Origin of the sequence: Nostoc sp. (assembly GCF_036917515.1) — a bacterium.
Lineage (GTDB): Bacteria > Cyanobacteriota > Cyanobacteriia > Cyanobacteriales > Nostocaceae > Nostoc.
Genome location: NZ_JBALDE010000146.1, coordinates 1 through 23,708 on the forward strand (window position 1 = coordinate 1; position 23,708 = coordinate 23,708).

A 23,708-nucleotide genomic window follows, 5' to 3' on the forward strand; every position below is an offset into this window, starting at 1 on the left:
ATCACAGGAGTAAGGTTTCATTCTACAGGCACTTAGACGTTGATATACTCCATCATCCCATACTGTATTGCACTCAAGCAGGAACTGCTATAGTTTCTGAAACTGATGATGTGGAAGATACTAAAGTCAAAATGGAGGAATACTTAGCAAATGGCTTACAACTTGGTTAGTTAATTAATCCCAAAGATAAACAAGTAATAGTTTATCGCCCCAATCAAGCACCGAAAGTTTTACAATCTCCCATAAGTTTATTAAGTGAAGATGTTCTCCCTGGTTTTGTTTTAAATTTACAACAGATTGTTGCAAAGATGACTGATTATCTTGATTTTATTTCTACTATCACTGAACTTTCTCAAATTCGCTTCAACCATCGACATCCCTCTTTAAACATCAAAAGCCCTACTGACATGGGCTACTGGAACTATACTTACAATTTAATAGCGATCGCATTCTCAAAAATCCCCTTCAAGGAACTTGTACTAATAACTTCTGATCTTTGACACCACAGCTTTTTTGATACTCAAATTTATGCAGGTTAAATTCCCATCACCTGTATTTACACTTCTATTAGGACTTGCCATAACTCAAAGCTTTGGATACACAACTTAAAAAGATAATTCAGCGATCGCTCAAACTTCACCTTAGCCAGCACCCCAAGAAATTGTCCAACCAGGAGAAGTTCGAGCCTTACCAGGCAAGTTAGATAAAATACCCGTTTTTAACAGCGATAGCCCAGAATGGATTAAAACTGAGGGTAAATAACTTAAAATTTATATGGTTTTTCAGTACACTAATGCATTTGTCACCATAGCATCAGTTAATTTTGAGAAGTTAGTGAATTTCTATACCAAGTTGCTGGAGCAAAAGCCAGTTTTTTTGATTCCGAATGTCTATGCTGAGTTTAATTTAGTTAGTATGCAATTAGGTATTTTTAAACCAAAGAACACAAACGAATCGGAATTTGAAGCGATGTCTGACGACAAGCCACTTTCTGTCTACACCAAAAGTAAGATAAGTTTGTGTTTAGAGGTGAGTAGCTTAGAAGATGCGATCGCTCACCTAACTGCTTTGGGCTATCCTCCACCAGGAGACATTTCCATTGCTTCCCACGGCAGAGAAATCTATGCTTATGACCCTGATGGCAACCGTCTGATTTTACATCAAGCTGCTAGAGGGAGTCATTAGTCATTTGTCATTGGTCATTTGCAAAGGACAAATAACAAAAGACAAAGCGCAAAGTCTGAGCGGAGGTTTCCTCCGCTCAGAACTTTGTAAGAGAGGACAAATAATAAAGGACAAAGGACAAATGGCTATAACTCAAAACTATAGATTAAACCTGATTCAATGGTATCCAGGTCACATTGCGAAAGCTGAAAAGAAGCTCAAAGAACAGCTGAAGCGCGTAGATGTGGTGTTTGAAGTACGAGATGCTCGGATTCCCTTAGCGACTCACCATCCCCAAATAGGTGAGTGGGTGGAGGGTAAAACACGGGTGTTGATACTTAACCGAGTAGATATGATTACGGCGCAAATGCGATCGCTGTGGATCGATTGGTTTAAACGTCAAGGAGAAGTCCCTTATTTTACCAACGCTCAACATGGTAAAGGTATAGCAGAAGTAGCGCGGGCAGCGCAAGCTGCTGGGGTAGAACTCAATCAAAGAAGAAGCGATCGCGGCATGTTACCTCGTCCAGTGCGGGCTGTGGTGATTGGTTTTCCTAATGTCGGTAAATCAGCTTTAATAAACCGCCTATTGGGAAAGCGAATCGTGGAAAGTGCAGCCCGTCCTGGAGTAACTCGCCAACTACGCTGGGTGCGAATTTCCGAACATTTAGAATTGCTAGATGCTCCTGGTGTTATTCCTCTAAGATTAGAAGACCAAGATGCAGCCTTGAAATTAGCTATTTGTGATGATATCGGTGAAGCATCTTACGATAACCAGTTAGTAGCAGCAGATCTAGTGGATTTACTTAACTATTTAGAAGCTGTAGCCGCAGATTTATTACCAAAAAAACCATTACAATCTCGCTACCAACTCGATTCAATATCAAAGACCGGAGATACCTATTTGCACGCCTTAGCAGAACATCGTTACAAAGGTGATATAGAGCGAGCTGCAAGGCAACTTTTAACAGATTTTCGCAAGGGGTTGTTGGGTGAAATGAGTTTAGAATTACCACCCAATTAAATCTAAATTCAAAAAGCAAAAATTCTGCAAATTGTCTACATATATAGGAAACCTATTTAATTTGTGACAGGACTTATGCAACATCAACCGACTCAAGCAGTTTCGCCGCATCACTACCCGATATGAGAAACTTGCTGCAAATTATACAGCTATGATTCTGATCGCCTCCATTCTTTTGTGGTTATAGTTTGAAAACACGCCCTAGCCACGGTTAGGTTACGAACTCATCATGGTCATAAGCAATGTAGGCTATCAGTTCTTTGCCGCAGTAGACCTCGTGGTGGTAAAAGTTGATTTCTACAGTTGTCAGTGGTACGTTCGCTACGGCTTGGGCTTGGGTTGCAATGAAGTGGTCTAGTTCGGCTTGGGCTGTGGCTTGGTTGTCAACAATTTTGTGAACCTTGCTTGCCTGATATTTAGCGATCGCAATAATCCATGCATCCTTGCAGCACCTCAAATCTTACAATTACTTGCCTGCCGAATGTGAGCAGATGCAGTTTTTGAGCGATCGCCTATCCACTAATACAAATCACCCCATGAAGCTTTGAAGTTTAGCTTCATCAAATGCAAGTCTTGATGAAGAGACAAAACTTGCACATCTTAGCGATGAACTGGATAAAATTGAGTCTGGATTGCAATTATAAGACTTATGTAAATATACAGTTATTTGGTGCATGGAAATCAGGATTTACTCATCCAGAAACCAGGAAAATAAAGATATTCAGTTAATTGGTGTTTGTTTATACTATTTCAGTTTTTTGTAGTCGTTATACTCATAACTTAGGTTCTACCTGGGAATTAGGAAGTGGCTTTGCCACTTCTTTTTATTTATCTAGTACTCCAGTAAAAAATTGATTAAAAGTTAAAAGTAACTTTTTTGAACTTTTAACCTTTATTAATTGTTATACCATTTCGCAAAATATCTGCTAAACATACATCGGTAAAGGCGTACATCTATACGCCCCTACAAATGATTTATATGTTGCAAAGATTGTTGACAATAGTTATGATATCGCGTGCATTTAATTGGCCAAGCAGTCTAACGAATTTCTGGTCATAATAGACATAATGTTAGTCATTACTCATTGTATCTTCCCATCTCTCACGCTTGGGCTTGCTCTCCACATCGCGCGATCGCGCTTCTTTCCAAGTCTCCCACATTAGAGATTGCTGTTTTTCAACATGGTTAATAAACTGCATAATTGAGTGATCTGCTTTGATGGGAGTTTTCAAATCAAACTGAATTGTTTGGAGAATCTTGATGTCACCCATGAGAAAGTACTTAGCTGCAATCTTAGTCAGCCATAGCACAACTCGATTGCATAAGCAACCAAAAATTCCTTTACGTTTTTTAGTCATCAACAGAACTTGACCTTCAGTTTTTCCCCTTTCGTGTAGGCGAACTGCAACCATCATGTGGATATGGAAGAAATCAGGACCAAGTGTCACAATGCCAATGCTACCGTACCAATAGCAAATATTGTAAGTTATGACATTTTTGTAGAAAATACGGATGAGCTTAATTAAAAAGAAATTGTCTTTGATGGGTGTAATATTACTGAAGATAATCGCATTCTCATTCAGTTCGTGTCTTTCAAAAATAATTTCTAGTGGCAACTTGTGAACTGTATTGAGGTGTTGAGCATCAATTGCATTAATCATTACCACATTGGGGTGACAGTTCAGCAAGAAGTGGGAATGGATGGCGACATGACACTCTTTTTGCTCTAACTCTGGAACAAAAGGTAGAGGTTGTTGCGGTATTTCTCCAGTCCAAACCCAAATCATCCCATATTTTTCAGCAGTGGGCCAAGTTTGTACCTTTAGGGAAGGTGGTATATCTAAACATGGGACATCAATACACATCCCCTCAGTATCAAACTTCCAGTGGTGGAAAAAACAACGTAGTGCATTACCTTCAACTTTGCCTTCAGCAAGATGAGCACCCATGTGTGGACAGTAGGCATCTAAGGTAACTACTTTTTTATCTTTACCACGGTAAATTACTAATTCTCTACCCAAAATCGTGACAGGTTTTACTTCACCCACCCGCAGATTTTGAGAAGGTATTACCCAATACCATCCCTCAATAAAACGCTCTGGATTATTGAAAATTTTAGGTTTACGGATTGAGCTATAAGTCTGCGAGTTGAGATTCATTTTTATGGTTTCACTTGAAGTGAAGCAGTTGATCTAGAATTAACATGGGAACTAAAAAAAAACAGTTACTTTCAGTACTATGAGAAACAGCTACCTAATAAATAAATAAAAATCATCAGGTAAAATATTAAATAAATATTATTAAAAATGTCAAAATGATACCAATTTAATATTAGCTAAATTCAAAATATCCAGTTATAATAGATATTTGAAAATTTGCAACTTAGTAAAATCTCTAATTAAATAAAAAGTTCCAATACTGATGCTAATATTTGGGTTAACTCTCAAACCACTTGATATTTAGCAAAAAATGACGACTCCTTGCTTAAATCGCTCCAAGAGGAGTATGGCTCTACATTTGAGCGCATGACCAAACGTGAAAAGCTGTTTTTAATTTCTGCGATCGCGGCTGCTGACTCGAATTTACCCCTTTGAGTCGTTCCTCAGTGTCAATGGCAAGCCTGTTATTGAATACGAAGTCCGCGAAGTGAAGAAAACAAAGCGCGATGCCTACGGCGGCAAGCTACGCAAAAACGGAGAAACCACAGTCCGACGTTTAGCCGATGATACCAAACGAATTAAACGCAACCGCAGTCGCGACACTTTTAAAATGCGTTTGGGTATGGGTACTGTCTTAGAACAGTCGGGGGATGGGCTTGTAAAGAAGGCTAGCGGTTCATCCCTATGCCGAATGTTTTATAATCTAGCTGATCTCGATCTTGATTTTTTTCAGATTGCATTTTTATCTCTTGTTTAACACATTTTCGGCGATCAACTCTCGTCAGTTATATAATAAAACTGGCGAGAGCTTAGTAAATATTGTTTGTGTTATCTGAGTGTCAGCTATTTCATCAATAATTGTGATTCCGGGCTATGATTTTCTTGGATGCTACTCACACAAAAACTAATGTGGGAGCGAATAGCTCGCTCATAAACTCCAGTTTGCTGAGTGCGTACCCCTATAGCCTGATATATTAAGTTAACTTCTGGAAACTCAGACCAATACATCAAAAATATGTCTTTAGCTGGAGTAATAATTTCATAATTATTCTCTTGTCTTTTTTTTCTGAGTTTACAATTATTTAGTTGTAATTTTTCTCGGAATAGTTTTTCAAATTCTGGAATTAAATCTGAAGTAGTTTTCATGTTTTATACACGTTAAAACGTGTTAATTATGCAAATACTATCTGATGATATTACTAAGTATGACACTTCAGATACCTCTTACAATATAGTGTATCAGTTATCGAGTATTTGAGAAGGGGATTCAGGCGCAGGGGAACTTGTTGGCGTAGCCTATCCTAGAGAAGAGGTTGGGGAGCATCCCTATTTGGCAAGTGGAAGTATGATTTCAGGTTTCAGTCCCCTTGCGGGGTAATTAGTTTTGGAAACAGTGAACAGTTATCAGTGACCAGTTATCAGTTTTTTGGTGTTTCAGTCCCCTCGCGGGGTAATTAGTTTTGGAAATACAAATGATCACTTTTTTAGCTTAGGAGTGCGATCGGTTTCAGTCCCCTTGCGGGGTAATTAGTTTTGGAAACAGCTACGCTTGCAATCTGCTACCTATATTACGATCCAGTTTCAGTCCCCTTGCGGGGTAATTAGTTTTGGAAACTCTAAGTAAGCAGAGTATTCAGCAATACAATTTTCTCGTTTCAGTCCCCTTGCGGGGTAATTAGTTTTGGAAACCATTCTTGACAAAATTAGTGGAGGAGATGAAAAAGTTTCAGTCCCCTTGCGGGGTAATTAGTTTTGGAAACTATTGGTATTATCACAACCCAGATACCAAAATGAAGTTTCAGTCCCCTTGCGGGGTAATTAGTTTTGGAAACAGCTCGGTGCTGAAACTGTTACAGAGCAGGCTTCCTGGGAAGCATTTTGGCGGATCGAAAAAAAAGGTCATTTTCAGACGCTCTTATTGGAAGTAATTTGCAACTTTCCGAATTCTTGAAACGCTGTAGTTATTCATTTGTCAAGGTTCTGGCGATTTTGGCAGATCCCCGAGGGTTTTAGCCCTCGCTTCGACTTGCCAAACATCAAGCTGATTACCTAATCATAAGACGTGTATCTATTATTGTCGAGGTGTTTTATATAATTTAATCTGTAACATCGTATTCTTGCTCAATCAAAAATCTTATTTGAAATTTATAAACAACAAAAGTATTCGATTCCATGTTGCTTTCTCTTCCCTTTTTTGTATTTGCAGATAATTCATAAAATATTATTGTTAGTTGAGAATGAACATGAATAGAGAACGGAGGCGGCATATCATGAAAGACTGGAATTTGCCCTGGGAAGGCGGATGCCGTTGCGGACAGATACGGTTTCAGGTGAGTGCCCCACCTCTGCTGACGATGGCTTGCCACTGCACGGGTTGCCAGCGAATGACCGCTAGCGCTTTTTCCTTAAGCGCCGCGATTCCAAGTATTGGGTTCTTAATACTGAAAGGTCAGCCGACCATCGGTGGTTTGCACGGTGCGACCCGCCATTACTTCTGCCCGCACTGCATGAGTTGGATCTTTACTCGCCCGGAAGGAATAAACGAGTTCGTCAACCTTCGTCCGACGATGCTGGACAATGCGTCATGGTTCACGCCTTTCATCGAAACTTGGACAAGGGAAAAGCTGCTATGGGCGATCACCTCTGCGATTCATAGCTTTGAGACCTTACCTACAGAAGAAGACTATGCTCCCCTGATAGAAGAATACGCCAAGCTGTACTAGTTAGCAGAAACACCCTGTATAATTACACCACTAAATCATCTTTGAGATACAGCCTTGCAAGATATTCATTACCTACAGGCTACAGCCTGGGCCTTCAAAACCCTCTGCAAAACTGATTAATTCTAAGTACTCTGGATTTTCCACGAACTGTTTAGCAGCCAGTAATCCGGCAATACTCCAAGTTTGATTGATTCTGGCCTCTTTGCCAATTAAACGACCATTGTTGCCATCGTAGTATTCTGGGAATTGGTCTTTAAATAAACGCCTTTCGGCAATAGCGATCGCTGCTTGAGCAAGTTCTGTTCGATCTGCTTTCAGCGCCGCAGCGGTAAATAACCACAGTAAAACGGGCCAGTTTCCGCCGTTGTGATAAGACCAAGCTCTGTTTTTAGAGTCACATCCTGTGACAATTCTCCACTCTAAACCTTCCAAAGCTGGAAAGCAGATTTTAACAGGCATATAGCCGATCAAATCTTGCCAACGTTGGGCGAATAAATTCATAATGCTTTGAGATTCTTTTTCACTCGCTAAGGAAGCTAAGATTGCCATCAAATTTCCCAGCGCAAAAAAGCGAAAATCTATCCGTCCTGGACCCAGATTTCCCGCTAAATATCCTCCAGTTTCGGGCAACCACTCGGTTAACCAAGTAGGAATTGATTCTGAGTTGATGTTGAATTTATTAACAATTTCTTTACCAAATTCGTTATCTTTGTAACGATAGATTTCCCCCAATCGCTTCAGGTCTAGCCAATAATAGTTGCGGATATGATATTTCAAAGATCCTAATCGCTTATTGACTTTGCTAAGGTAGCTATCGCCATCCCCATCTGGTAAGAGCAATTCACTAGCAGATCTCAAAGACGCGTAGAATAACACCTGAATTTCTAAAGGATGTTCGTAAACTCCCATGCGACGGTCAATCATAAACGCGCCATCGGGAACTAATATTGTTGGATACATGGAAAACCGATGTACTAAGCAAAGATCCAAAATTAGTTTGATTCCGGTTTGAAAATTTGGCTGACGCGCCAAGGACAAATCGCCTGTAGCTTTTTCATAAGCTCGTAGCAGGAGAATCCACCACATACAAGAATCAATTGGGGGAACGCGAGCGATCGCCTGCTCGCCAAAATCAGCGACTAAAAATTCCTCATTCCCATTAGAATGTACTTTGAAACTGGCAGGCATTAATCCTGCTCCCGGTTCAAAGCAGTCCATCTGCTTTTCATGACTTTGTAATTTCAGTGTTTCTACTAAAAAGTTACGGACAATCTCTGCTTTGCCGTGCATGAGAAACACCAAGGCAGAAGGGACAAAATCGCGGAGGAAGCACTGGTCATAATTGAGTGCATTTGACTCCGGATCGTGGGCGGCTACAGTACCAATGGGTTTTCCTTGGTAGTAAATTACGGACTCTCCCAATAATTCCCAGGCTTGTGCTTCCATCTGACTGTTTTTATCGATCGCGCTAGTCATGAGCGTTTAATTCCACTAATGGTATGTATCGACTTAATTGTGGAAAGTACGCCAGCCTAACCTCAAGCTGATCAAGATTCCCAAAAGTCAGCATATAGAGTCAATCCACCATCTACAAATAGTGTTTGTCCGGTGATCTAGGCGGCTTCGTCCGAAGCTAAAAAAGCTACTGCGGCTGCCATCTCTTCAGAGGAGCCAGCACGTCCCATTGGGATGTGACTTTCCACAATTGCCCTTTTTTTCAGGATCATCTATCCAGGCTTGATTCATTCGCGTAATCGTTGCTCCGGGGCCAATGGCATTGACACAAATACCAAGGCTTGCATATTCCAAAGCTAAAGTTTTGGTTAGGTTTTCCATCCTGCCTTTGCTAATGGAATAACTGATATACATCGGTCGCCCAATAATTTCGTGAACGCTGGAAATATTAATAATTACTCCCGGACGATTAACAAACAGGAGGTGTTTAATAGTTTCATGGGCGCAGAGATAAGCACCCCGGAAATTGACTGCAATTACCCGGTCAAAGTCTGCTGTAGTAACTTCGTAAGATGGACTTTCTGTTTGAATGCCAGCATTATTAACTAGAATATCTAAACTGCCAAATTCCTTGACTACGGTGTTGACCATCTCAACAATGTCTGATTCTTGAGAGACATCTCCCTAAAGCAGCAGCGACTTCACACCATAATTTTCGATATTTCCGCAGGATTTTTGCAATGCCATCTCTTCTGTGTCTGCTACAGCATTAGGGTATGAGCGGTAATTGATGGCGAATGTTGCACCCTTGTTGAGCGAGTCTGATAGCGATCGCCTGACCGATACCTGAAGTTGCACCTGTAATTAAAGCATTCTTTCTTTTTAAGCCTATCATATTTCCTTCCAAAGCTACCCTGATTTGAATTTGCACCAGTCAAACAATTTTGGATTTTAGATTACTCTTTTATACATTTCAGGCTGGTACTGTCAACCTCTATTGGAGGTAATTTAAAGTTAAAAAATAGGTATTTGATAATTTTAAGTTTCTGAAAACAATTCTCTAAAATCAGGCTACAGATTCAAGAGATGGAAACTTAACTTGAATCTGACGCCTTTTAATTACAAATTAGTATTAGTCCCTATCACAAATTCGCTGGCACTTGTTCAGGAACTACCCAATAGTAAATAGTTTTACCCTCTACATTAAGAGTCTGCTGTGGTTTCCAATCACCCATATCGAAGGCGTGGGAGACAATGCGAGTCCCAGGTTTAAGTTCTTTCAAGAGCTTGGGACGGAGTTTGGCGTTGATCTCTGGCAGTAAATAAAGTGTAACTACTGTTGCTTCACGCAAATCAGTGTTGAACAAATCTTGTTGGACAAACTTGACGCGATCGGTTACTCCTACCTTCTGGGCATTATCATTAGCTTCTTTGATGCGTTCGGGGTCAATATCTATACCAACGCCGCGTGTACCAAACTTTTGTGCCGCAGTATTGACAATTCTTCCATCACCACTACCAAGATCGTACAACACATCATTTTTACCCACTTTTGCCACTTGCAACATTGCATCTACCACTGGCTGTGGTGTAGGTACATAAGGAACATCTCTAGGACGTTCTTGAACTTGAGTTGTGGGAGTTGTCGCCGATGGTGTTTCGGTTTCTGTTTGACCTGTTAAAGTAGAAGGTTGTTGTGTCTCGGCTTCCAAATCTTGTTGTTGCGGCGTACACCCAGCAATTCCTAAACTGGTAATACTAACACCTGTAACTAATAAAAACAGAATTTTTTTGAAATTCATGAATTTTCTCCTTGATTGAGTAGTTAGTAAAACAATTGATAGTCAGAAAATTTTGAATTGCTTGTTGTATGAAGTTTAGGTTGCACAATCCAAAATTGTATTAAGTCCTACCTTGGTGATAGTTGTTCCAGAACAACAGGGGAATACCTGTTGCCACCACTAAAACACCTGCAATTGCTCCCACACCTGTATAAACCAAGCTGGAGTACAGCAAGTAAGCGCAGACAGCGCAAAACAGTAATGGAGTCAAAGGATAAAATGGCACACGGAAAGGGCGAACTATATGGGGTTCGCGGATGCGCAATACCAGCAGTGATATACCGGAAAGCAGGAAGAAGAACCAAAATACTGGGGCAGTGTAATCCACCATTGTTTCAAAGCCTTTGCGGGTGAGCGTGCCTAAAAAAACCAGTGCAAAAGCGATCGCTGCTTGCAAGAATAAGGCATAGGTAGGACTGCTAGGACGTTGTTGCCAGCGTCCCATAAAACCAAATAGGGAAAAATCCTGTCCCAGTGCGTAATTAGTACGCGCTCCAGTAAAGATTGTGGCGTTGGTTGCTCCCAAAGTAGCGATCGCAATCAGCACACTGATAAACAAGGCTCCTGATTCACCCCAAAGAGAGCGCATTAAATCTGCGGCTACTGCTTCTGACTGTGCCATGTTTGCTAATCCCAGTCCCCGCAGGTAAGCCAGATTGATTAGCAGATAAATGGCTGTAATGATACCAATACTCCACATTAGCGATCGCACAATATTACGTCGTCCATCTTGAATTTCTGCGGAGATGTAAGCCGCCTCATTCCAACCACCATAAGATAGCAACACAAACACCATTGCCAGTCCCCAAGTTCCAGATGATACAGATTCTACAGGGGTGGCAGAATTAGGAATGGCGGTAAGCCCAATAATTACTACCAGCAACAAACCCAGAACTTTTGCAGCACTCAGTAAGTTTTGTGTCCACTTACCCTGTTGCAAACCGATGATGTTTAAAGCAGTTAAAAGTGCGATCGCTATGGCTGCATATATAGAAGACGAAAACGTGCCTAGCCGCCATATCTGAGAAACATAATCGCCAAAAACAAATGCCAAAAGAGCAATGGAACCAGTTTGAATCACTGTCATCCGCGCCCAGGCAAATAAAAAGGCGACTCCCCGCCCGAATGCACGTTTCAAATAATAGTAGACACCACCAACATCGGGATAGACAGTGGCCAACTCTGCATAGCACAGTGCTCCTACCAGAGATACCACACCACCCATTAGCCAAAAAAGCAGTACAGCAATATTACTACCTGCTTGACTGGCCACTAAAGCCGGGGTTTCAAAAATCCCGGCTCCAATGACAACACCAACAATTAGAGCCACTGCATCTGGTAATGTCAGGGATGGTTTGGGTGTTGCTACTTCAGTTGATGTTGTCTGATCGAGCAAATTGTAGTTTTTACGTCTACTCACATTACTTCCCTATTAGTGTTGAGTTGGGACTTTTGGCTTTGTTTTACAGTCTTTGTTCAACAGAGGAATCATGTATGTACTCCAGATTTAGGAACTTACGATTCAATAAAACCTTTAATCACTGTTTTACCTGTACTTCTATGGTTAACAATAAATGTGATGAGAAAGTGACAGTCACGACTAATACAGTAGATTTCAAGTTGGTGAGGTACACAACGATTCGTCTGTTACCCAGGTATAAAAAGTCTTTTACTCCTGTTAGCGCAGCGGGGCATAGCTCATTCTGTATTATTCTGAATTCTACTGTATGTCTTCAAACCGTAATATCTGGCTACATTAAGATTAGCCTCCCTGCGTAGCTTGCCGCCGTAGGCATCGCTCTAAATTCTCTTGCTAGACAACATTATTCTGCAAATATGGTAGAAAATCTGAATTGGTAAAACGTCTTCCACTAGTGAGATTTATAGTCATTTAAAGAATGATAGGCTTATAAGGGGTAATCGTGCCTTATTTGATTAAAAAGCTGGTAATTCTATGCATAATTTTTATACCGCAAACGTTTCATTGATTTAAAATGGATATTTTATTTACACCCTGCTGTACTACAGACAGCGATCGCTCTTTGCAATATTCTGGGCACAATCTATGCAGCCAATATCATTCATAAAGATATCAACTCTGGAAACATAGTCCTGCTTTAGTAAACAATTCAGCAACGCCACTTCACAAAGGGAACCAAGTGGCAACCTAAAATTCCAAGTCGAAATGATGTTGGTATCTAGATTATGCTGGCATCAGCAAATCTGCGTTAGTGTAGGAAATCTATAAACCAATTACCCAAAAGCGCGGCTATTTTATCATCTGGTAAATTTGATCAATTCCAGCACAATATTCCTGACAGTGCGAGCGCAGATGCCCTACAAAAATTGGTACAGCAAATTCTCAGTGAATCAGACCAGCAAGTAGGACAAACGCATCTTATTTACTAATAAAAACTAACAAAGATTCCCAAATTATCTAAGTGGATCTTCTATCTGTGCAAAGTGGTCAGGAATCGTGATTTTCGGCTTTAGCTCCATGAAGAGAGCGAGTCGGTAGTTTGCCCAGTACAGACATTTTTTACTTTTGCACGGGACTTTATTATGTCTATTACAGTCCTGGCAATGTTTGAGTTGGTTGTACTATTTGTTGTTCAATGGTGATTAAATTGTGTCATTCTTGATTGCGCCAACAGTGAGTAGCAGTGTCAAACATCTGCAATTAGCCTTGCTTTTCTCAAAAAGAATTGGAGTATAGTCTCTTGTTTAGAAATAATATCGGCTCTGCCTTCCATTCCCATTTGAATGGAACATTGTCTGGTTTTTCGACCTAAAGACAGACCTTCGGGTTCAATTGTTACCTCATAGAAGGCAGCAGTAGCTTTGGGAGTAGTTGCAATTGTAGAAGCACCTGTAGCAGCACCATTATTCGCTGGTGGGAAAAATGCATCTGGAGAAATTGATTTCACTTTACCTTTGAGAGTACCGTAATCTGGATAAGGACAAGCAGAAACTCGCATTTGCACGTTTTGTCCTGGTTTCAGCTTGTTTTTATCCTCAGTTCCTACCACTGCTTTAATTACCAAGGGGGCAGAAGTAGGAACTATTTGGGCAATTTCTTCTCCAGGGCGCAATGTTTGACCGGGGTTACGTAGGTTTAGCTTGGAAATCACACCGTCTGCTGTGGCAGAAACGATCGTCTCCTTAAGTTCGACATTTACTTGTTTAAGTTCGCGGCCATCATGCTCGAACTGTTTTTGCATTTCAATCCGTTGCTGAATTAGCGCGTTGCGTTCTTTGTTTAATGTGGCGATGGTACCTTGCCCCGTAGCTTTTTCTTGAGCAATGCGTTCTTGTGCGATCGCTACTTCTGCTGAAGTTGGATTCAGGGCAGCTTGTAGGCTTTGCAATTTGGCTTTAGCAGCAGAGAGTGCTTGTTCTTGCTGGCGAACAGCTAGTTGTGCTTCCTCAAATTGATCTTGTGACAAAGCTCCAACTTTGGCTACGTTCTCATATCGGTTTCGCTTTGTCTCGGCTGCTCTTAGACCGGCAGTTGCTGCTCTGACATTTGCTGCGGCTTCTTGGACATCACTAACAGTAGTAATTTGCTTATCTCGATAATCCCGCTTGCGACTGCTCAATTGGGCTTCAGCCGCTGCAACCGCACGGTTGCTGCTGTCTGTTTGGGCTATAACTTGGTTATTCAGAGCATGAATCTGAGCATTGATTTGAACCAGTTGTAATTTGATTTGCCCAATACTACTTTCTAGTTGACTCTTCTTGGTTTGCAGGCGGGAGTCGTCAATAGTAGCGATCACATCTCCTGTTTTGACAACCTGATTCTCTTTCACAAAAATCCGCACAACTGGGCCTTCCGTAGCAGCCTGAACGAGCCGCAACTCACCAGCCGGACGCAGGTTTGCCTGTGCTTGAACAGTGACTTTATATTTAGTTACAGAGGCAACGGCAATTGCTATTGTCACAGTAACCAATGTGATCGCACCGCCAATAGTAGTCCAATTACCAAGTGGTGGAAGAAAATCGTTTTCTTCAACTTGGGGCAGCAAGACAGAATTCGATTGACTAACCATAATAATAAATTAAGGGAAAGATAATTTTTTATTTGAATTACGAATTACGTAGCTTGCTTCTCGCCGGAGGCGAGTATTAGTAATTATTTGGTCGAGGAGCAATCCAAAATTTCAAAGAAAGAGAATGGCATTAACTAGTGACGGCGTATTTGCCATTAGTATGGCTGGAAGATTTCACTAGTAAACTTGAAGTTGATGACCGAACATCTAGGAAGCCCAAGTGTTCGCCAGCAATTTGGCGCAATTCTTCTGGAGAACCTTGGATTTGCAAACGTCCTTTCTCTAGTAATACAATCCAATCGGCCCGCTCAATGACTTTAGGGCGGTGACTAATTAAAATTGTGGTTTTGCCTTGGCGATAGGTAAGCAGTCGATCTAATACTTCAGCTTCACTCACCGGATCGAGAGCGCCAGTGGATTCATCTAAAATCAGTATCGGTGGGTTAGTAATTATAGCTCTGGCGATCGCTAATCTCTGTCGTTGTCCACCAGAAAGATTAGCTCCAAATTCTCCTAAAACAGTATGATATTTGTCAGGTAATTCGCTAATAAATTCATCAGCTCCTGCTATTTGGCAAGCTGTGACAATTTCTTCAAAAGTCACCTCAGGATAGCTGAAGTGGAAGTTATCAAGGATTGAACGACTCCAGAAGTGCGGGTCTTGCGGTACTAAGACTACCTGCTGTCGCAGACATTCTAAAGATAAGTCTTGTCTGTTATAGATGCCATAACGGATATTGCCTGACTGGAGGGAATATAAACCAGCAATCAGTTTGGCTAGGGTACTTTTACCACAACCAGATTTACCAATTAAAGCAATAACTTTACCGCTAGGGATAGTCAGGGAAAAATCTTGTAACAGATCAACTCTACCAGTATAGTGAAAGTTAACTTTAGTGCAAATAATATTTGCATTAGTAGATATTTCTGCCCAAGGCTTTTTCTCTGCATTCAAGTCTTCTGCGGTAGCGTCAATCACTTCTGCCATCCGTTGGATGACAATTTGGGCGGTAATAAACTCATCAGCTAACCCGATCGCTGAAGTCAGAAAACCAAGAAAGTTGCCACTCATGCCATTAAAAGCTAGCAGTTGACCGATAGATAAAGTTTGATTAATTACCAAGTAGCTACCTAACCAGAGTAAACCTATATTAGTTAATGTTGAAAGAATATTAGTGAATGTACTGCTGTATAGTTCCAGTTTCATCGTACTCCAACCCAAGTTAGCAAGGCGACCATAGTTGCTTTGATACTCTTGCCAAGCTTGCGGAGTTGCTTGTGTTGTTTTGAGTACTTGAACGCCGCGAAAGGTTTCCACTAAAAAGCCTTGGTTTTCAGTGCCTAAAACGATAAGTTTACGGGTTTTCTGACGTAAGGCGGGTAAGAAAAGCAGGTTAACTAAGGTAACGATCGCAAATGCCAATACAGAAGCCAGAGTTAGTTGCCAACTTAAAAAGAGCATAAAGCCCAAGGAAACTAGTGCAATAAAAAATTCGCTAGGTAAACCAAGAACAATCTGCGAAACTAACTCATTGATCGCATGAATATCGGCAATTCGGCTGACGACTTCCCCACTCCGGTGTCCTTCAAAGTAAGATAAGGGCAAGTGTAAAAGTTTTCGACCGTAGTCCAGTAGCAGTCCTAATTGTAAACGCTGCCCAAAGTGACCGATGAGGTGAGACTGTACTAAACCAATTGCACTTTTAAACAAGTTTATGGCAATTACCCCAATTGCCACAGTAGTTAGTAATTGAGTATCTCCCCGCACTAGCACATCATCGGTGAGGAGTTGCATCATCAAGGGATAGGCGAGAGACAAAAGTCCGATGACAATATTAATTGCGATCGCCTGACCCAGAAGAAAGCGATAGGGCCAAACACGCACCAGATAGCGCCCAAAGCCAGTCATTTTGTCATCCGGCTGCTCAGAAAAACGGGTGTCGTCTGGCACTAGTAGCAGCATAATCCCATTGCTCCAACCCTCGACTAATTCCCTACGGCTGAGGTAGCGAATACCAAAACTCGGATCTGAAATTACATATTTTTTCCCCTTCTGACCGTATAAAACTACCCAATGGTAGCCTTTCCAGTGTATAATGGTGGGCATTGGAGCTTTATCTAAACTATCGATCAATTGAGGAGAAGCTTTGACTTGGCGGACATTGAATCCCAAAACTTCTGCACCCCGATTTAAACCAAGCAGAGTAGTACCTTGAGACCCCGTGCCTACCGCTTCTCGTACCCGGCTCAGACTTAAAGTACGTCCGTAATGTTTGGCAACAGTTGCAAGGCAGGCAGCGCCACAATCTTCTTCACTATGTTGGAGAACAACCTGATATTTCATAAAAAATTTGGGGATTACTTGGTTACACCGTTTGCAACTCGATTTTCATGCCATTCGCGTACTCCTACGCTCAAACAAGCTATGGAGCTTACTATTTACGTTATTTGTGTTATCTTTCTTTAAATCAAAAAGTAGGAGCGAAAACGACCTCGCCCCTACAAACTGCGAGAAAAGGATGTTACTCAGCTAAAAGGGAAGATGAGAGCATTCTTTTCTGTTTTAGGTTTTTCAGGATTCTAGAACACCGATTCATTAATAAACACAAGACTGATAAACCCTGTTTTAACGGCTTTTACAACCAAACATCCTTTGTTGCAACCCAACGAAACCTAGTTTTTTCGTCATAATTGCGATTACTGAATCGGTGTTATAGTATACGGTATGAAATAGAATCAAGGTAATCATGCAGGTAGTACAGACTCGATGTTGTTGTTAGCATCGCCGTATAAGTTACCTTTGGTGCCTGGTTTTAGATAATATCTTTTACCTGTGTAATTTTTACCAGTGTAGGCATACCAACCTTTGTAACCCGTTACCTTGTACCAAGACACTTTATTCTTATAGGAGCCTAAATCGGTATATCCTTTGTTAAGACCTATATCATCTCCTGTGTCATTATATCCCTTTGAAATGTATAATGTACCACCACTAACAGTAGCAGCGGCTTCGTGGTCAAGGTCTTGCACTAATTCGATGCTATAAAGGTCTTGGGTTTGGTTGTTGATGTTAGACATTATTTTTCTCCTTAGTTAATTAAGGGAGGTTAGGACGATGAGTATGTGCAGCACTGGCGTTTTGGGTGTTCACCTTTACTGCACTCCTTTACAATAGGTAAATTTGATTAGACGCACATCGTCAAGTTAGGAAATTGACTTTCCAAAATTGGAAAGTCAATTTCTGAAGATAACTAAAACTTCTTAAAAACCCGAACAGGTAGAGAATTGTGATCAAAAACTGTGAGCAGGGACAGTAGGTGTAAAGGCGGTGAGAATCACCTCACCATGAGGCCTGTACATCCATCCTTGAGCTTCAATCAGTGGTGCAGATTTAGGAAGATTGTGAGGTTTGCTTGCAGTAATAGAGTCTCCCAGACCGAAAGCATTTTCTTGTAGCGTTGAGATATTTGCACTCTGGACAGTCGGAATTTGATAAGTCTGATAGGGTGCAATTGAAAGATCATCTGGCATCACTGGTAAACCTCCGTTCCCTGTGATAATGAATTTCCCTTTTGGGCGTTTACTCCGTCCAATGCAACTATTGGCAATCAACTGTGAAGTATCTATGATGTTTGTGGGCAAAGCAGTTAAGCCTTGAGAGGGGTTAACATCAGGTGTGTTGAGTTGCACTACGCCATTAAATTCAGAACCACGAGCAGAACTAGCTGTAATATCACTGAATAGCGTGGGTTGTAGACGAAACTGTGTGCCAAAGATGCCAGAAGCATTGACAATTACTTGACCGCCAAAGCTATCTTCAGCATTGGCGCTGATATCGCTATTTTCTTTTGGAACTGCGACTAGATTGTTAGTATCAATCGTAATATTACCACCAATAATATTACCAGTAGCGTTGGTAGTAATGGTACTATCTCGGCGTAGAAGTAATAAGTTGCGCGATCACTAAAGCCGTGGCGTAGCACATCGCACAGTATCCCGTTATAGTTATCCCCCTACAACCAAATAGCTGCGATTACCAGCTTTGATAACACCTTAATTTAGCTTTCACAAGATTTATAAACTTATCAGAACTAGTAGCCATACTACGTCATCAAACTTAAAAAACTGCTATATTACTTAACTAAAGTGCAATTTTCCAAAATTGGAAAACTAAATTCCTCAAACTGCAACACGCCATCAGTTAATTATTTGTATCCTATTCTTTAATGATAAGTTTCACTGAAGTAGAACGGCGTAAATATTTATAGTTGGTATGAAGCAGGAGGCAAAAAGCAGATCGCGCAGCATATCGTAGACAAGGCAGGATAAAACAGGGTTTTAGCCTAATATATCTTTCTTAACATAGTTGTGTTTTTTCCACCGATTTATTTAAATTACAAGTTAAACTATAGCAACAAAAAGTTAGACCTCCTAATAGTTTTGGTAGGTTAAATAAACATATTAAAAAATAAATCATTTATGAACCTAGAGCCAAAACAAATTTTACAAAAATTTTTAGTTGTTGACGACCATGAAGCTATTCTTCAAGGTACAATTCCAGCACTCAAAGATAAATACCCAGAAGCAGAAATCTTTGCAATTCAAGATGCCCAGACTACGTATCAGCAATTTGAACGCTACCACCCAGACTTGCTAATTGTGGATTTATGTCTGCCAGAAAAACCTCAAACTATAGCTAATGTTGAGGTTGGTATGCAACTGATCAAAACTTTAATGTCAAGCCCTCTTGCCCCTAATCTAGTGGTACTGAGTACTAATATTAAACCATTGGTGCGTCTCAAACCGATGATTAATGCCTATGAAGGGGGTTTTGCGGCTATGGATAAATCTTTGCCAATCCGCGAAATGGTAAAGTTCGTTGACTTGGCATTGCGCGGCTCTATTTATTTATCTTCAGAACTACGATCGCGCCCCGAATTTGATCGAAAATGGATCGAGGTACTGACGCTGAAATATCAAGAAGGCTTAACAGATAAAGCGATCGCCCAAAAAATGAAGTTGAGCGATCGCACTGTACGCAACTACTGGATTAGACTGCAAGATTCTTTGGGTGTGTATGACGAACCTGGTAAAGAATTGAGAATTCAAATTGAGATCGCAGCTAGAAAAATCGGATTAATCAACTGATGAAATTTGCACTCTCGACTAAAAGCAATTTATGGGAAAAAGTTCAGAAAGAACTGAAATTTTGGCGAGAAGTAGTGCTGCCAGGACTTTCTGTTATAGGATTAATTATACTTGTTCGCTCAACAGGATTATTGCAATTGCAAGAGTGGCTTGCTTTCGATCAATTGTTACGGCTGCGACCTAATGAAGACATCGATTCGCGGGTGGTAATTGTGGGTATTGATGAAGACGATATCAACTATGTAGGCAAGTTTCCCATACCAGATAAAGAAATTGCCCAATTGTTGAGCATCTTAAATAGCTACAAACCCAGAGTCATCGGTCTTGACCTTTTTAGAGATCAAAGTAATTCGGCTGATACAAAGCTTGCATCTGTCTGGAGAGAGAATCCAAATCTTATCGGAGTTGAAGTAGCATTAAATCAAAAGCAATCTTTTAATGTTAAACCACCACCTGAGTTACCTCCTGAACGAGTCGGTTTTGCAGACACAATAGTAGACCCAGATGGAAAGCTGCGACGTAGCTTAATCGCAAGTAAAACTTATACCGGAGAACTGAAATACTCTCTATCTCTGCGTTTATCACAATTTTATTTGCACAAGCAAGGAATAAAGTTTGCTCATGGGAGTCGTTCTAAAGATCCCATCAAGTTTGATTCAAGTCAGCTAGTCCGGTTTCTCCCCAATTCTGGTGGATATGTGGGAACTGATGCCAATGGCTTTCAAGTGCTATTAAACTTTCGCTCTCATCCCCAACCTTTTCGCACCATATCTCTAAGGGATGTCCTTAATAATAAAATTGATCCTAGTTGGATTCGCGATCGCATCGTGATTATTGGCATGACTGCTGCCAGTGTTAAAGATAGATTTACCATCTCGGCAGTTAAAAATACACTCTATACCACGGGTTTAGGAGTTGACGAGTCTTCCGATCAATATCAATGGATTTATGGTGTAGAAGTTCATGCTCATGCCACAAGTGAAATTATTAGTCATGTTTTAGACGGACGATCACTGTTAAAAGTATGGTCAGAAATTTGGGAGTATTTATGGATTTTAGCTTGGGGTTTATTCGGCATCATTCTGGGTTTAATCCTTCAATCTCCGGCAAAAACATTGTTGAGTCTTGGTATAACTAGTATCGAAATCGTCGGAATTTGTTATGTTGGACTGATTCTGGGTTGGTGGATTCCTTTAGTACCAACCTTGTTAGCTTTTACCAGTGCCGGACTGACGACATTTTTTTTTGACCGAGATTTAAGAGCGCTACTTGAACAGCGCAGTTTAACTCTTAAGCGCTCTTTTGAAGCAATCCATAATGGACCTTTGCAATCCCTGGCTGTGATATTGAGAAGTCTTGGTGAAGAAGAGATAGAACCAGAAAAATTACGATCGCAACTTGAACAACTAAACCGAGAGTTACGGACTATTCCTGATTATCTTAGTCAAGAAATGCTTAGTCGCAGTGATAATCTTTATTTAGAGGGAAGTGAAATTATCGATTTGCAAACTCCAATTGCTGAAATGCTTTATTATGTCTACGACATTACTTTAAGAAGGAACTTTCAAGGATTTATAACAATCCAAAGTTTTATTGCTCCCAATTTTGAACCATTAGAAGAGTGTCACTTTAATATAAATCAAAAGCGAGGGTTGTACCTTTTTTTGTAAGAAGCTTTATGTAATGTCGGCAAACATTCCCAAGAAGCTACCCATCTTAATATTATTTGTACGCGATCCTCGAAGGAATATTGCCTACAAATAATTGATAATGGATTTGCAAATAAATCTAAAAAGTATCAAGGTGGTGGGCAAGGAACAAACCAAGCTCAAGATTTAGCCCGACAATTGAGAGGTAAGTTTCGACGATTTCCTCACTCTCCACAAGGCACTGTTTGCGAGTTGACTTGGCCAATAGCAAGTAGTTGGTGGCAACGATTTTATAAATTTCTGAACAAGTCTATTGAGTCAAAGACTCAATAAATGCATTCCCAGGCCCCGCCTGGGAACAAGGAACGGTGTACACACAAGTCTTAAAAACCTAGCTTGATGAAGCTTTGCTCATTTTCATGCAGAGCATGGGAACCGGGAAAATGCCATTGTTCGTCGATGCAATGCCATTGTTCGTCGATGCAATGCTATTGTTAGCCAATGCAATGCTATTGTTCGTCGATGCAATGCCATTGTTCGTCTATGCAATGCTATTGTTCGTCTATGCAATGCCAGAGATTTATGAAATACTGTATTTAGCGTACTTCACTCCGCGCGATCGCTGATTAACGTATTTCTTTATGCCATCATGCAATGCTTTCTTTGCCGTGTTCGTCGCATTTGGGCAGTTCTCTTTTTTACAACACTAACCTTATGCTTGTGGTTAGGACATCCTTCCCTAACAATTGGGCATAAGGGAATCGCAGAGATAGCAACAGCTAAATCGTCGGCTTTAATACACCCAGTACAACAAGGACTTAAGCTATATCAAGCTGGCGATATTCAAGGAGCAATTCTGTCTTGGCAAAAAGCTCTCTCCTCTGCTCAAGAGCGTAAGAGTAATTATGCTGAGGAAATTAATATACGGACATACATTGCCAGAGCATACCAACAAGTAGGTCAAATACCTGAAGCGATCGCTCAATTAAAGCAAGTTATTGACTACTATCGTCAGATAAACGAGCCGATCAAAGTAGGACGGATGCTGACAGAACAGGCTCAACTCTACATTAGCTTGGGACAGCACCGACGCGCAATTACTATTTTGTGCGGTGAAAATCAAAGCAATGCAACTTGTAGTCAAGATAGTGCTATAGAAATTGCCCGCCATCAGTCAGATGAACTAGGTGAAGTAGCCGCTTGGGGTAGTCTGGGAAATGCTCATCGTCTTCAAGGCAAGTATGAACAAGCTATTCAAGATTTTGAACGCAGCGATCAAATCGCCAAAGGCATTGATAATCAAACTTACGTGGTATCTAACCTGAATGGTTTAGCTAATACCTACGCTAGTCTTGCAAAGCGCAATCAGCGTCATGCCGAATTTGCCGATGAAGTAGGCGACAACAAAGCTGCTCAAAAATTCCAGCAATACACTGTTGGTTATGATAACCAAGCTATACAATATTTTGAGCAAAGTCTGCATCTAGCTCAAAGCCAGAACGACAAAGTAAACGAACTGCGATCGCAAGTAGGTTTAATTAGGCTTTATGATCGCCAACATCCTTATGAGCCAGCCATAGTTAACAATACACTACAGCAAGCCCTAGTCGTGTTGGAACAATTGCCTGACTCTCGTGATAAAGCTTATATAGCGATTCAACTTGCTAATCTTTTACAACTGCTTAACCAAAAGAACGAGTCGGTCACTACCGACCCAGCAACTCAATGCTTGAAGTCACAATCGTTACCTAAGTCTGTTGAACTACTCAACAAAGCTGTGGCAATCAATCAAAAAATCCAATATCACGAGGGAGAATCTTTTGCCAAAGGCCGATTAGGACACATTTACGAGTGTCGCCAAGATTATCAAAAAGCGATAAATTTAACTCAACAAGCCCTGATTGGCACTGTTGCTGACGAGAACCTTTACTTGTGGACATGGCAGGCAGGACGCTTATTTAGAGCTACAGGTCGAGTGCAAGAAGCGATTAATTTTTATGAAAAATCTATTAACAGTCTCAAAAGTATCCGTACTGAGCTAATCCTGGAACAGCGAGATTTACAATTTGACTTTCGAGACAAAGTAGAACCAGTTTACCGCGAGTTGTTAGAGTTACGCCTAGATCAAACTAACGATCTTGTCCGAAAATCAGATATTCAACAAAATTTAGAGTCAGTACTTTCAATAATAAATGAGTTAAGGTTAGCAGAACTACAAAACTATTTAGGGAATAATTGCGATTTAGCACTTATTCAGAAACCAGTGCCACTAGTAGGGAAAAACACTGCTGTACTGAGTTCGATTATTTTGAAAGAGCGCCTTGCAATCATTCTCACCTTATCTGACAGGGATCAAAAATTTAAGTCAAAAGTTTTTTTAGTGCCTGTTAAAAGTCAAGAAGTTAAGAGGATGTTTTAAAAGTGAGGGGCTATTGTAAGAAAACTCACAAGGCTTAAGCTGAAAGATTGAAGATATCAGCACCTTGTGAGCAAAT

19 protein-coding genes, 5 pseudogenes and 1 CRISPR repeat array are annotated in these 23,708 nt (G+C 40.7%); of the genes and pseudogenes, 13 read left to right on the top strand and 11 right to left on the bottom strand.

The genetic code is table 11. The features are described from left to right. Positions 1–89: 89 nt before the first annotated feature. From V7K89_RS18800 to V7K89_RS18825, 6 genes and pseudogenes are all read left to right on the top strand, one after another. Positions 90–305 (top strand): annotated as a pseudogene (locus V7K89_RS18800) (Uma2 family endonuclease); the annotation flags it as partial. A 3-nt stretch (positions 306–308) separates the two neighbouring features. Next, entirely contained in the window at positions 309–500 is a 192-nt protein-coding gene (locus V7K89_RS18805; protein ID WP_335189727.1) for a hypothetical protein, read from the top strand. 28 nt (positions 501–528) lie between these two features. After that, positions 529–756, top strand: a pseudogene (locus V7K89_RS18810) (DUF3370 family protein); the annotation flags it as partial. An 18-nt stretch (positions 757–774) separates the two neighbouring features. Then, positions 775–1,185, top strand: coding sequence for a VOC family protein (locus V7K89_RS18815; protein ID WP_335189691.1), 411 nt, complete (start codon positions 775–777; stop codon positions 1,183–1,185). Positions 1,186–1,306: 121 nt separating this feature from the next. After that, positions 1,307–2,188, top strand: coding sequence for a ribosome biogenesis GTPase YlqF (ylqF, locus tag V7K89_RS18820; protein WP_335189692.1), 882 nt, complete (start codon positions 1,307–1,309; stop codon positions 2,186–2,188). A gap of 82 nt (positions 2,189–2,270) precedes the next feature. Beyond that, a pseudogene (locus tag V7K89_RS18825) lies at positions 2,271–2,375 on the top strand (IS5-like element ISMra2 family transposase); the annotation flags it as partial. A 24-nt stretch (positions 2,376–2,399) separates the two neighbouring features. On the opposite strand, the gene V7K89_RS18830 reads toward V7K89_RS18825, so the two are convergent. Beyond that, positions 2,400–2,645: a hypothetical protein gene (locus V7K89_RS18830; RefSeq protein WP_335189694.1), complete on the bottom strand. Its 246-nt coding sequence runs from the start codon at positions 2,643–2,645 to the stop codon at positions 2,400–2,402. A 614-nt stretch (positions 2,646–3,259) separates the two neighbouring features. Further along, positions 3,260–4,348: an aromatic ring-hydroxylating dioxygenase subunit alpha gene (locus V7K89_RS18835; protein WP_335189696.1), complete on the bottom strand. Its 1,089-nt coding sequence runs from the start codon at positions 4,346–4,348 to the stop codon at positions 3,260–3,262. 487 nt (positions 4,349–4,835) lie between these two features. Here V7K89_RS18835 and V7K89_RS18840 point away from each other — a divergent pair, with 487 nt between their 5' ends. Further along, complete coding sequence (locus V7K89_RS18840) at positions 4,836–5,105, top strand: hypothetical protein (protein WP_335189698.1); 270 nt, start codon at positions 4,836–4,838, stop codon at positions 5,103–5,105. A gap of 86 nt (positions 5,106–5,191) precedes the next feature. Here V7K89_RS18840 and V7K89_RS18845 read toward each other — a convergent pair whose 3' ends face one another. Further along, positions 5,192–5,494 (bottom strand): hypothetical protein, encoded by a 303-nt coding sequence (locus tag V7K89_RS18845; protein WP_335189700.1) that lies wholly within the window; start codon positions 5,492–5,494, stop codon positions 5,192–5,194. 209 nt (positions 5,495–5,703) lie between these two features. Next, positions 5,704–6,180: a CRISPR direct-repeat array (repeat unit 37 nt; unit sequence GTTTCAGTCCCCTTGCGGGGTAATTAGTTTTGGAAAC). 438 nt (positions 6,181–6,618) lie between these two features. Here V7K89_RS18845 and V7K89_RS18850 point away from each other — a divergent pair. After that, the gene (locus V7K89_RS18850; protein ID WP_335189702.1) at positions 6,619–7,071 is read left to right on the top strand and encodes a GFA family protein; all 453 of its coding nucleotides are present in this window, start codon (positions 6,619–6,621) and stop codon (positions 7,069–7,071) included. Positions 7,072–7,143: 72 nt separating this feature from the next. Here V7K89_RS18850 and V7K89_RS18855 read toward each other — a convergent pair whose 3' ends face one another. The 4 genes and pseudogenes from V7K89_RS18855 to V7K89_RS18870 form a co-directional block, all read right to left on the bottom strand. Then, positions 7,144–8,547, bottom strand: a complete 1,404-nt coding sequence (locus V7K89_RS18855) for a glycoside hydrolase 100 family protein (RefSeq protein WP_335189705.1) — start codon at positions 8,545–8,547, stop codon at positions 7,144–7,146. A 71-nt stretch (positions 8,548–8,618) separates the two neighbouring features. Continuing rightward, a pseudogene (locus V7K89_RS18860) lies at positions 8,619–9,421 on the bottom strand (glucose 1-dehydrogenase). 247 nt (positions 9,422–9,668) lie between these two features. Then, complete coding sequence (locus tag V7K89_RS18865) at positions 9,669–10,328, bottom strand: methyltransferase domain-containing protein (RefSeq protein ID WP_335189707.1); 660 nt, start codon at positions 10,326–10,328, stop codon at positions 9,669–9,671. 100 nt (positions 10,329–10,428) lie between these two features. Next, positions 10,429–11,787, bottom strand: a complete 1,359-nt coding sequence (locus V7K89_RS18870; RefSeq protein ID WP_335189709.1) for an APC family permease — start codon at positions 11,785–11,787, stop codon at positions 10,429–10,431. Positions 11,788–12,537: 750 nt separating this feature from the next. Between V7K89_RS18870 and V7K89_RS35970 the strand changes: the two are divergent. Beyond that, a pseudogene (locus V7K89_RS35970) lies at positions 12,538–12,758 on the top strand (AAA family ATPase); the annotation flags it as partial. Positions 12,759–13,033: 275 nt separating this feature from the next. Here V7K89_RS35970 and V7K89_RS18875 read toward each other — a convergent pair. The 4 genes from V7K89_RS18875 to V7K89_RS18890 form a co-directional block, all read right to left on the bottom strand. Next, complete coding sequence (locus tag V7K89_RS18875; RefSeq protein WP_335189711.1) at positions 13,034–14,416, bottom strand: HlyD family secretion protein; 1,383 nt, start codon at positions 14,414–14,416, stop codon at positions 13,034–13,036. Positions 14,417–14,546: 130 nt separating this feature from the next. Next, positions 14,547–16,760 carry a peptidase domain-containing ABC transporter gene (locus V7K89_RS18880; protein WP_335189713.1) on the bottom strand — a complete coding sequence of 738 codons (2,214 nt, stop codon included), beginning with the start codon at positions 16,758–16,760 and terminating at the stop codon, positions 14,547–14,549. A 401-nt stretch (positions 16,761–17,161) separates the two neighbouring features. Further along, complete coding sequence (locus V7K89_RS18885; protein WP_335189715.1) at positions 17,162–17,494, bottom strand: hypothetical protein; 333 nt, start codon at positions 17,492–17,494, stop codon at positions 17,162–17,164. A 213-nt stretch (positions 17,495–17,707) separates the two neighbouring features. After that, positions 17,708–18,106: a hypothetical protein gene (locus V7K89_RS18890; protein ID WP_335189717.1), complete on the bottom strand. Its 399-nt coding sequence runs from the start codon at positions 18,104–18,106 to the stop codon at positions 17,708–17,710. A 789-nt stretch (positions 18,107–18,895) separates the two neighbouring features. Between V7K89_RS18890 and V7K89_RS18895 the strand changes: the two genes are divergently transcribed. The 4 genes from V7K89_RS18895 to V7K89_RS18910 all read left to right on the top strand — a co-directional run bounded on the left by V7K89_RS18895 (position 18,896) and on the right by V7K89_RS18910 (position 23,632). Beyond that, a complete protein-coding gene (locus V7K89_RS18895) occupies positions 18,896–19,564 on the top strand; it encodes a response regulator transcription factor (protein ID WP_335189719.1) in 669 nt (222 codons plus the stop codon). Beyond that, positions 19,564–21,234, top strand: coding sequence for a CHASE2 domain-containing protein (locus V7K89_RS18900; protein WP_335189721.1), 1,671 nt, complete (start codon positions 19,564–19,566; stop codon positions 21,232–21,234). The genes V7K89_RS18895 and V7K89_RS18900 overlap by 1 nt, the downstream gene beginning before the upstream one ends. 407 nt (positions 21,235–21,641) lie before the next feature. Beyond that, positions 21,642–21,839, top strand: coding sequence for a hypothetical protein (locus V7K89_RS18905; RefSeq protein WP_335189723.1), 198 nt, complete (start codon positions 21,642–21,644; stop codon positions 21,837–21,839). Between the two features lie 23 nt (positions 21,840–21,862). Continuing rightward, complete coding sequence (locus tag V7K89_RS18910) at positions 21,863–23,632, top strand: tetratricopeptide repeat protein (RefSeq protein WP_335189725.1); 1,770 nt, start codon at positions 21,863–21,865, stop codon at positions 23,630–23,632. Positions 23,633–23,708 lie beyond the last annotated feature (76 nt).

Coding starts and splice junctions, on each gene's coding strand:
- V7K89_RS18805 (WP_335189727.1), top strand. CDS start 309: ATGACTGATTATCTTGATTTTATTTCTACTATCACTGAACTTTCTCAA.
- V7K89_RS18815 (WP_335189691.1), top strand. CDS start 775: ATGGTTTTTCAGTACACTAATGCATTTGTCACCATAGCATCAGTTAAT.
- ylqF (WP_335189692.1), top strand. CDS start 1,307: ATGGCTATAACTCAAAACTATAGATTAAACCTGATTCAATGGTATCCA.
- V7K89_RS18835 (WP_335189696.1), bottom strand. CDS start 4,348: ATGAATCTCAACTCGCAGACTTATAGCTCAATCCGTAAACCTAAAATT.
- V7K89_RS18845 (WP_335189700.1), bottom strand. CDS start 5,494: ATGAAAACTACTTCAGATTTAATTCCAGAATTTGAAAAACTATTCCGA.
- V7K89_RS18850 (WP_335189702.1), top strand. CDS start 6,619: ATGAAAGACTGGAATTTGCCCTGGGAAGGCGGATGCCGTTGCGGACAG.
- V7K89_RS18855 (WP_335189705.1), bottom strand. CDS start 8,547: ATGACTAGCGCGATCGATAAAAACAGTCAGATGGAAGCACAAGCCTGG.
- V7K89_RS18865 (WP_335189707.1), bottom strand. CDS start 10,328: ATGAATTTCAAAAAAATTCTGTTTTTATTAGTTACAGGTGTTAGTATT.
- V7K89_RS18875 (WP_335189711.1), bottom strand. CDS start 14,416: ATGGTTAGTCAATCGAATTCTGTCTTGCTGCCCCAAGTTGAAGAAAAC.
- V7K89_RS18880 (WP_335189713.1), bottom strand. CDS start 16,760: ATGAAATATCAGGTTGTTCTCCAACATAGTGAAGAAGATTGTGGCGCT.
- V7K89_RS18885 (WP_335189715.1), bottom strand. CDS start 17,494: ATGTCTAACATCAACAACCAAACCCAAGACCTTTATAGCATCGAATTA.
- V7K89_RS18895 (WP_335189719.1), top strand. CDS start 18,896: ATGAACCTAGAGCCAAAACAAATTTTACAAAAATTTTTAGTTGTTGAC.
- V7K89_RS18900 (WP_335189721.1), top strand. CDS start 19,564: ATGAAATTTGCACTCTCGACTAAAAGCAATTTATGGGAAAAAGTTCAG.
- V7K89_RS18905 (WP_335189723.1), top strand. CDS start 21,642: ATGGGAACCGGGAAAATGCCATTGTTCGTCGATGCAATGCCATTGTTC.
- V7K89_RS18910 (WP_335189725.1), top strand. CDS start 21,863: ATGCAATGCTTTCTTTGCCGTGTTCGTCGCATTTGGGCAGTTCTCTTT.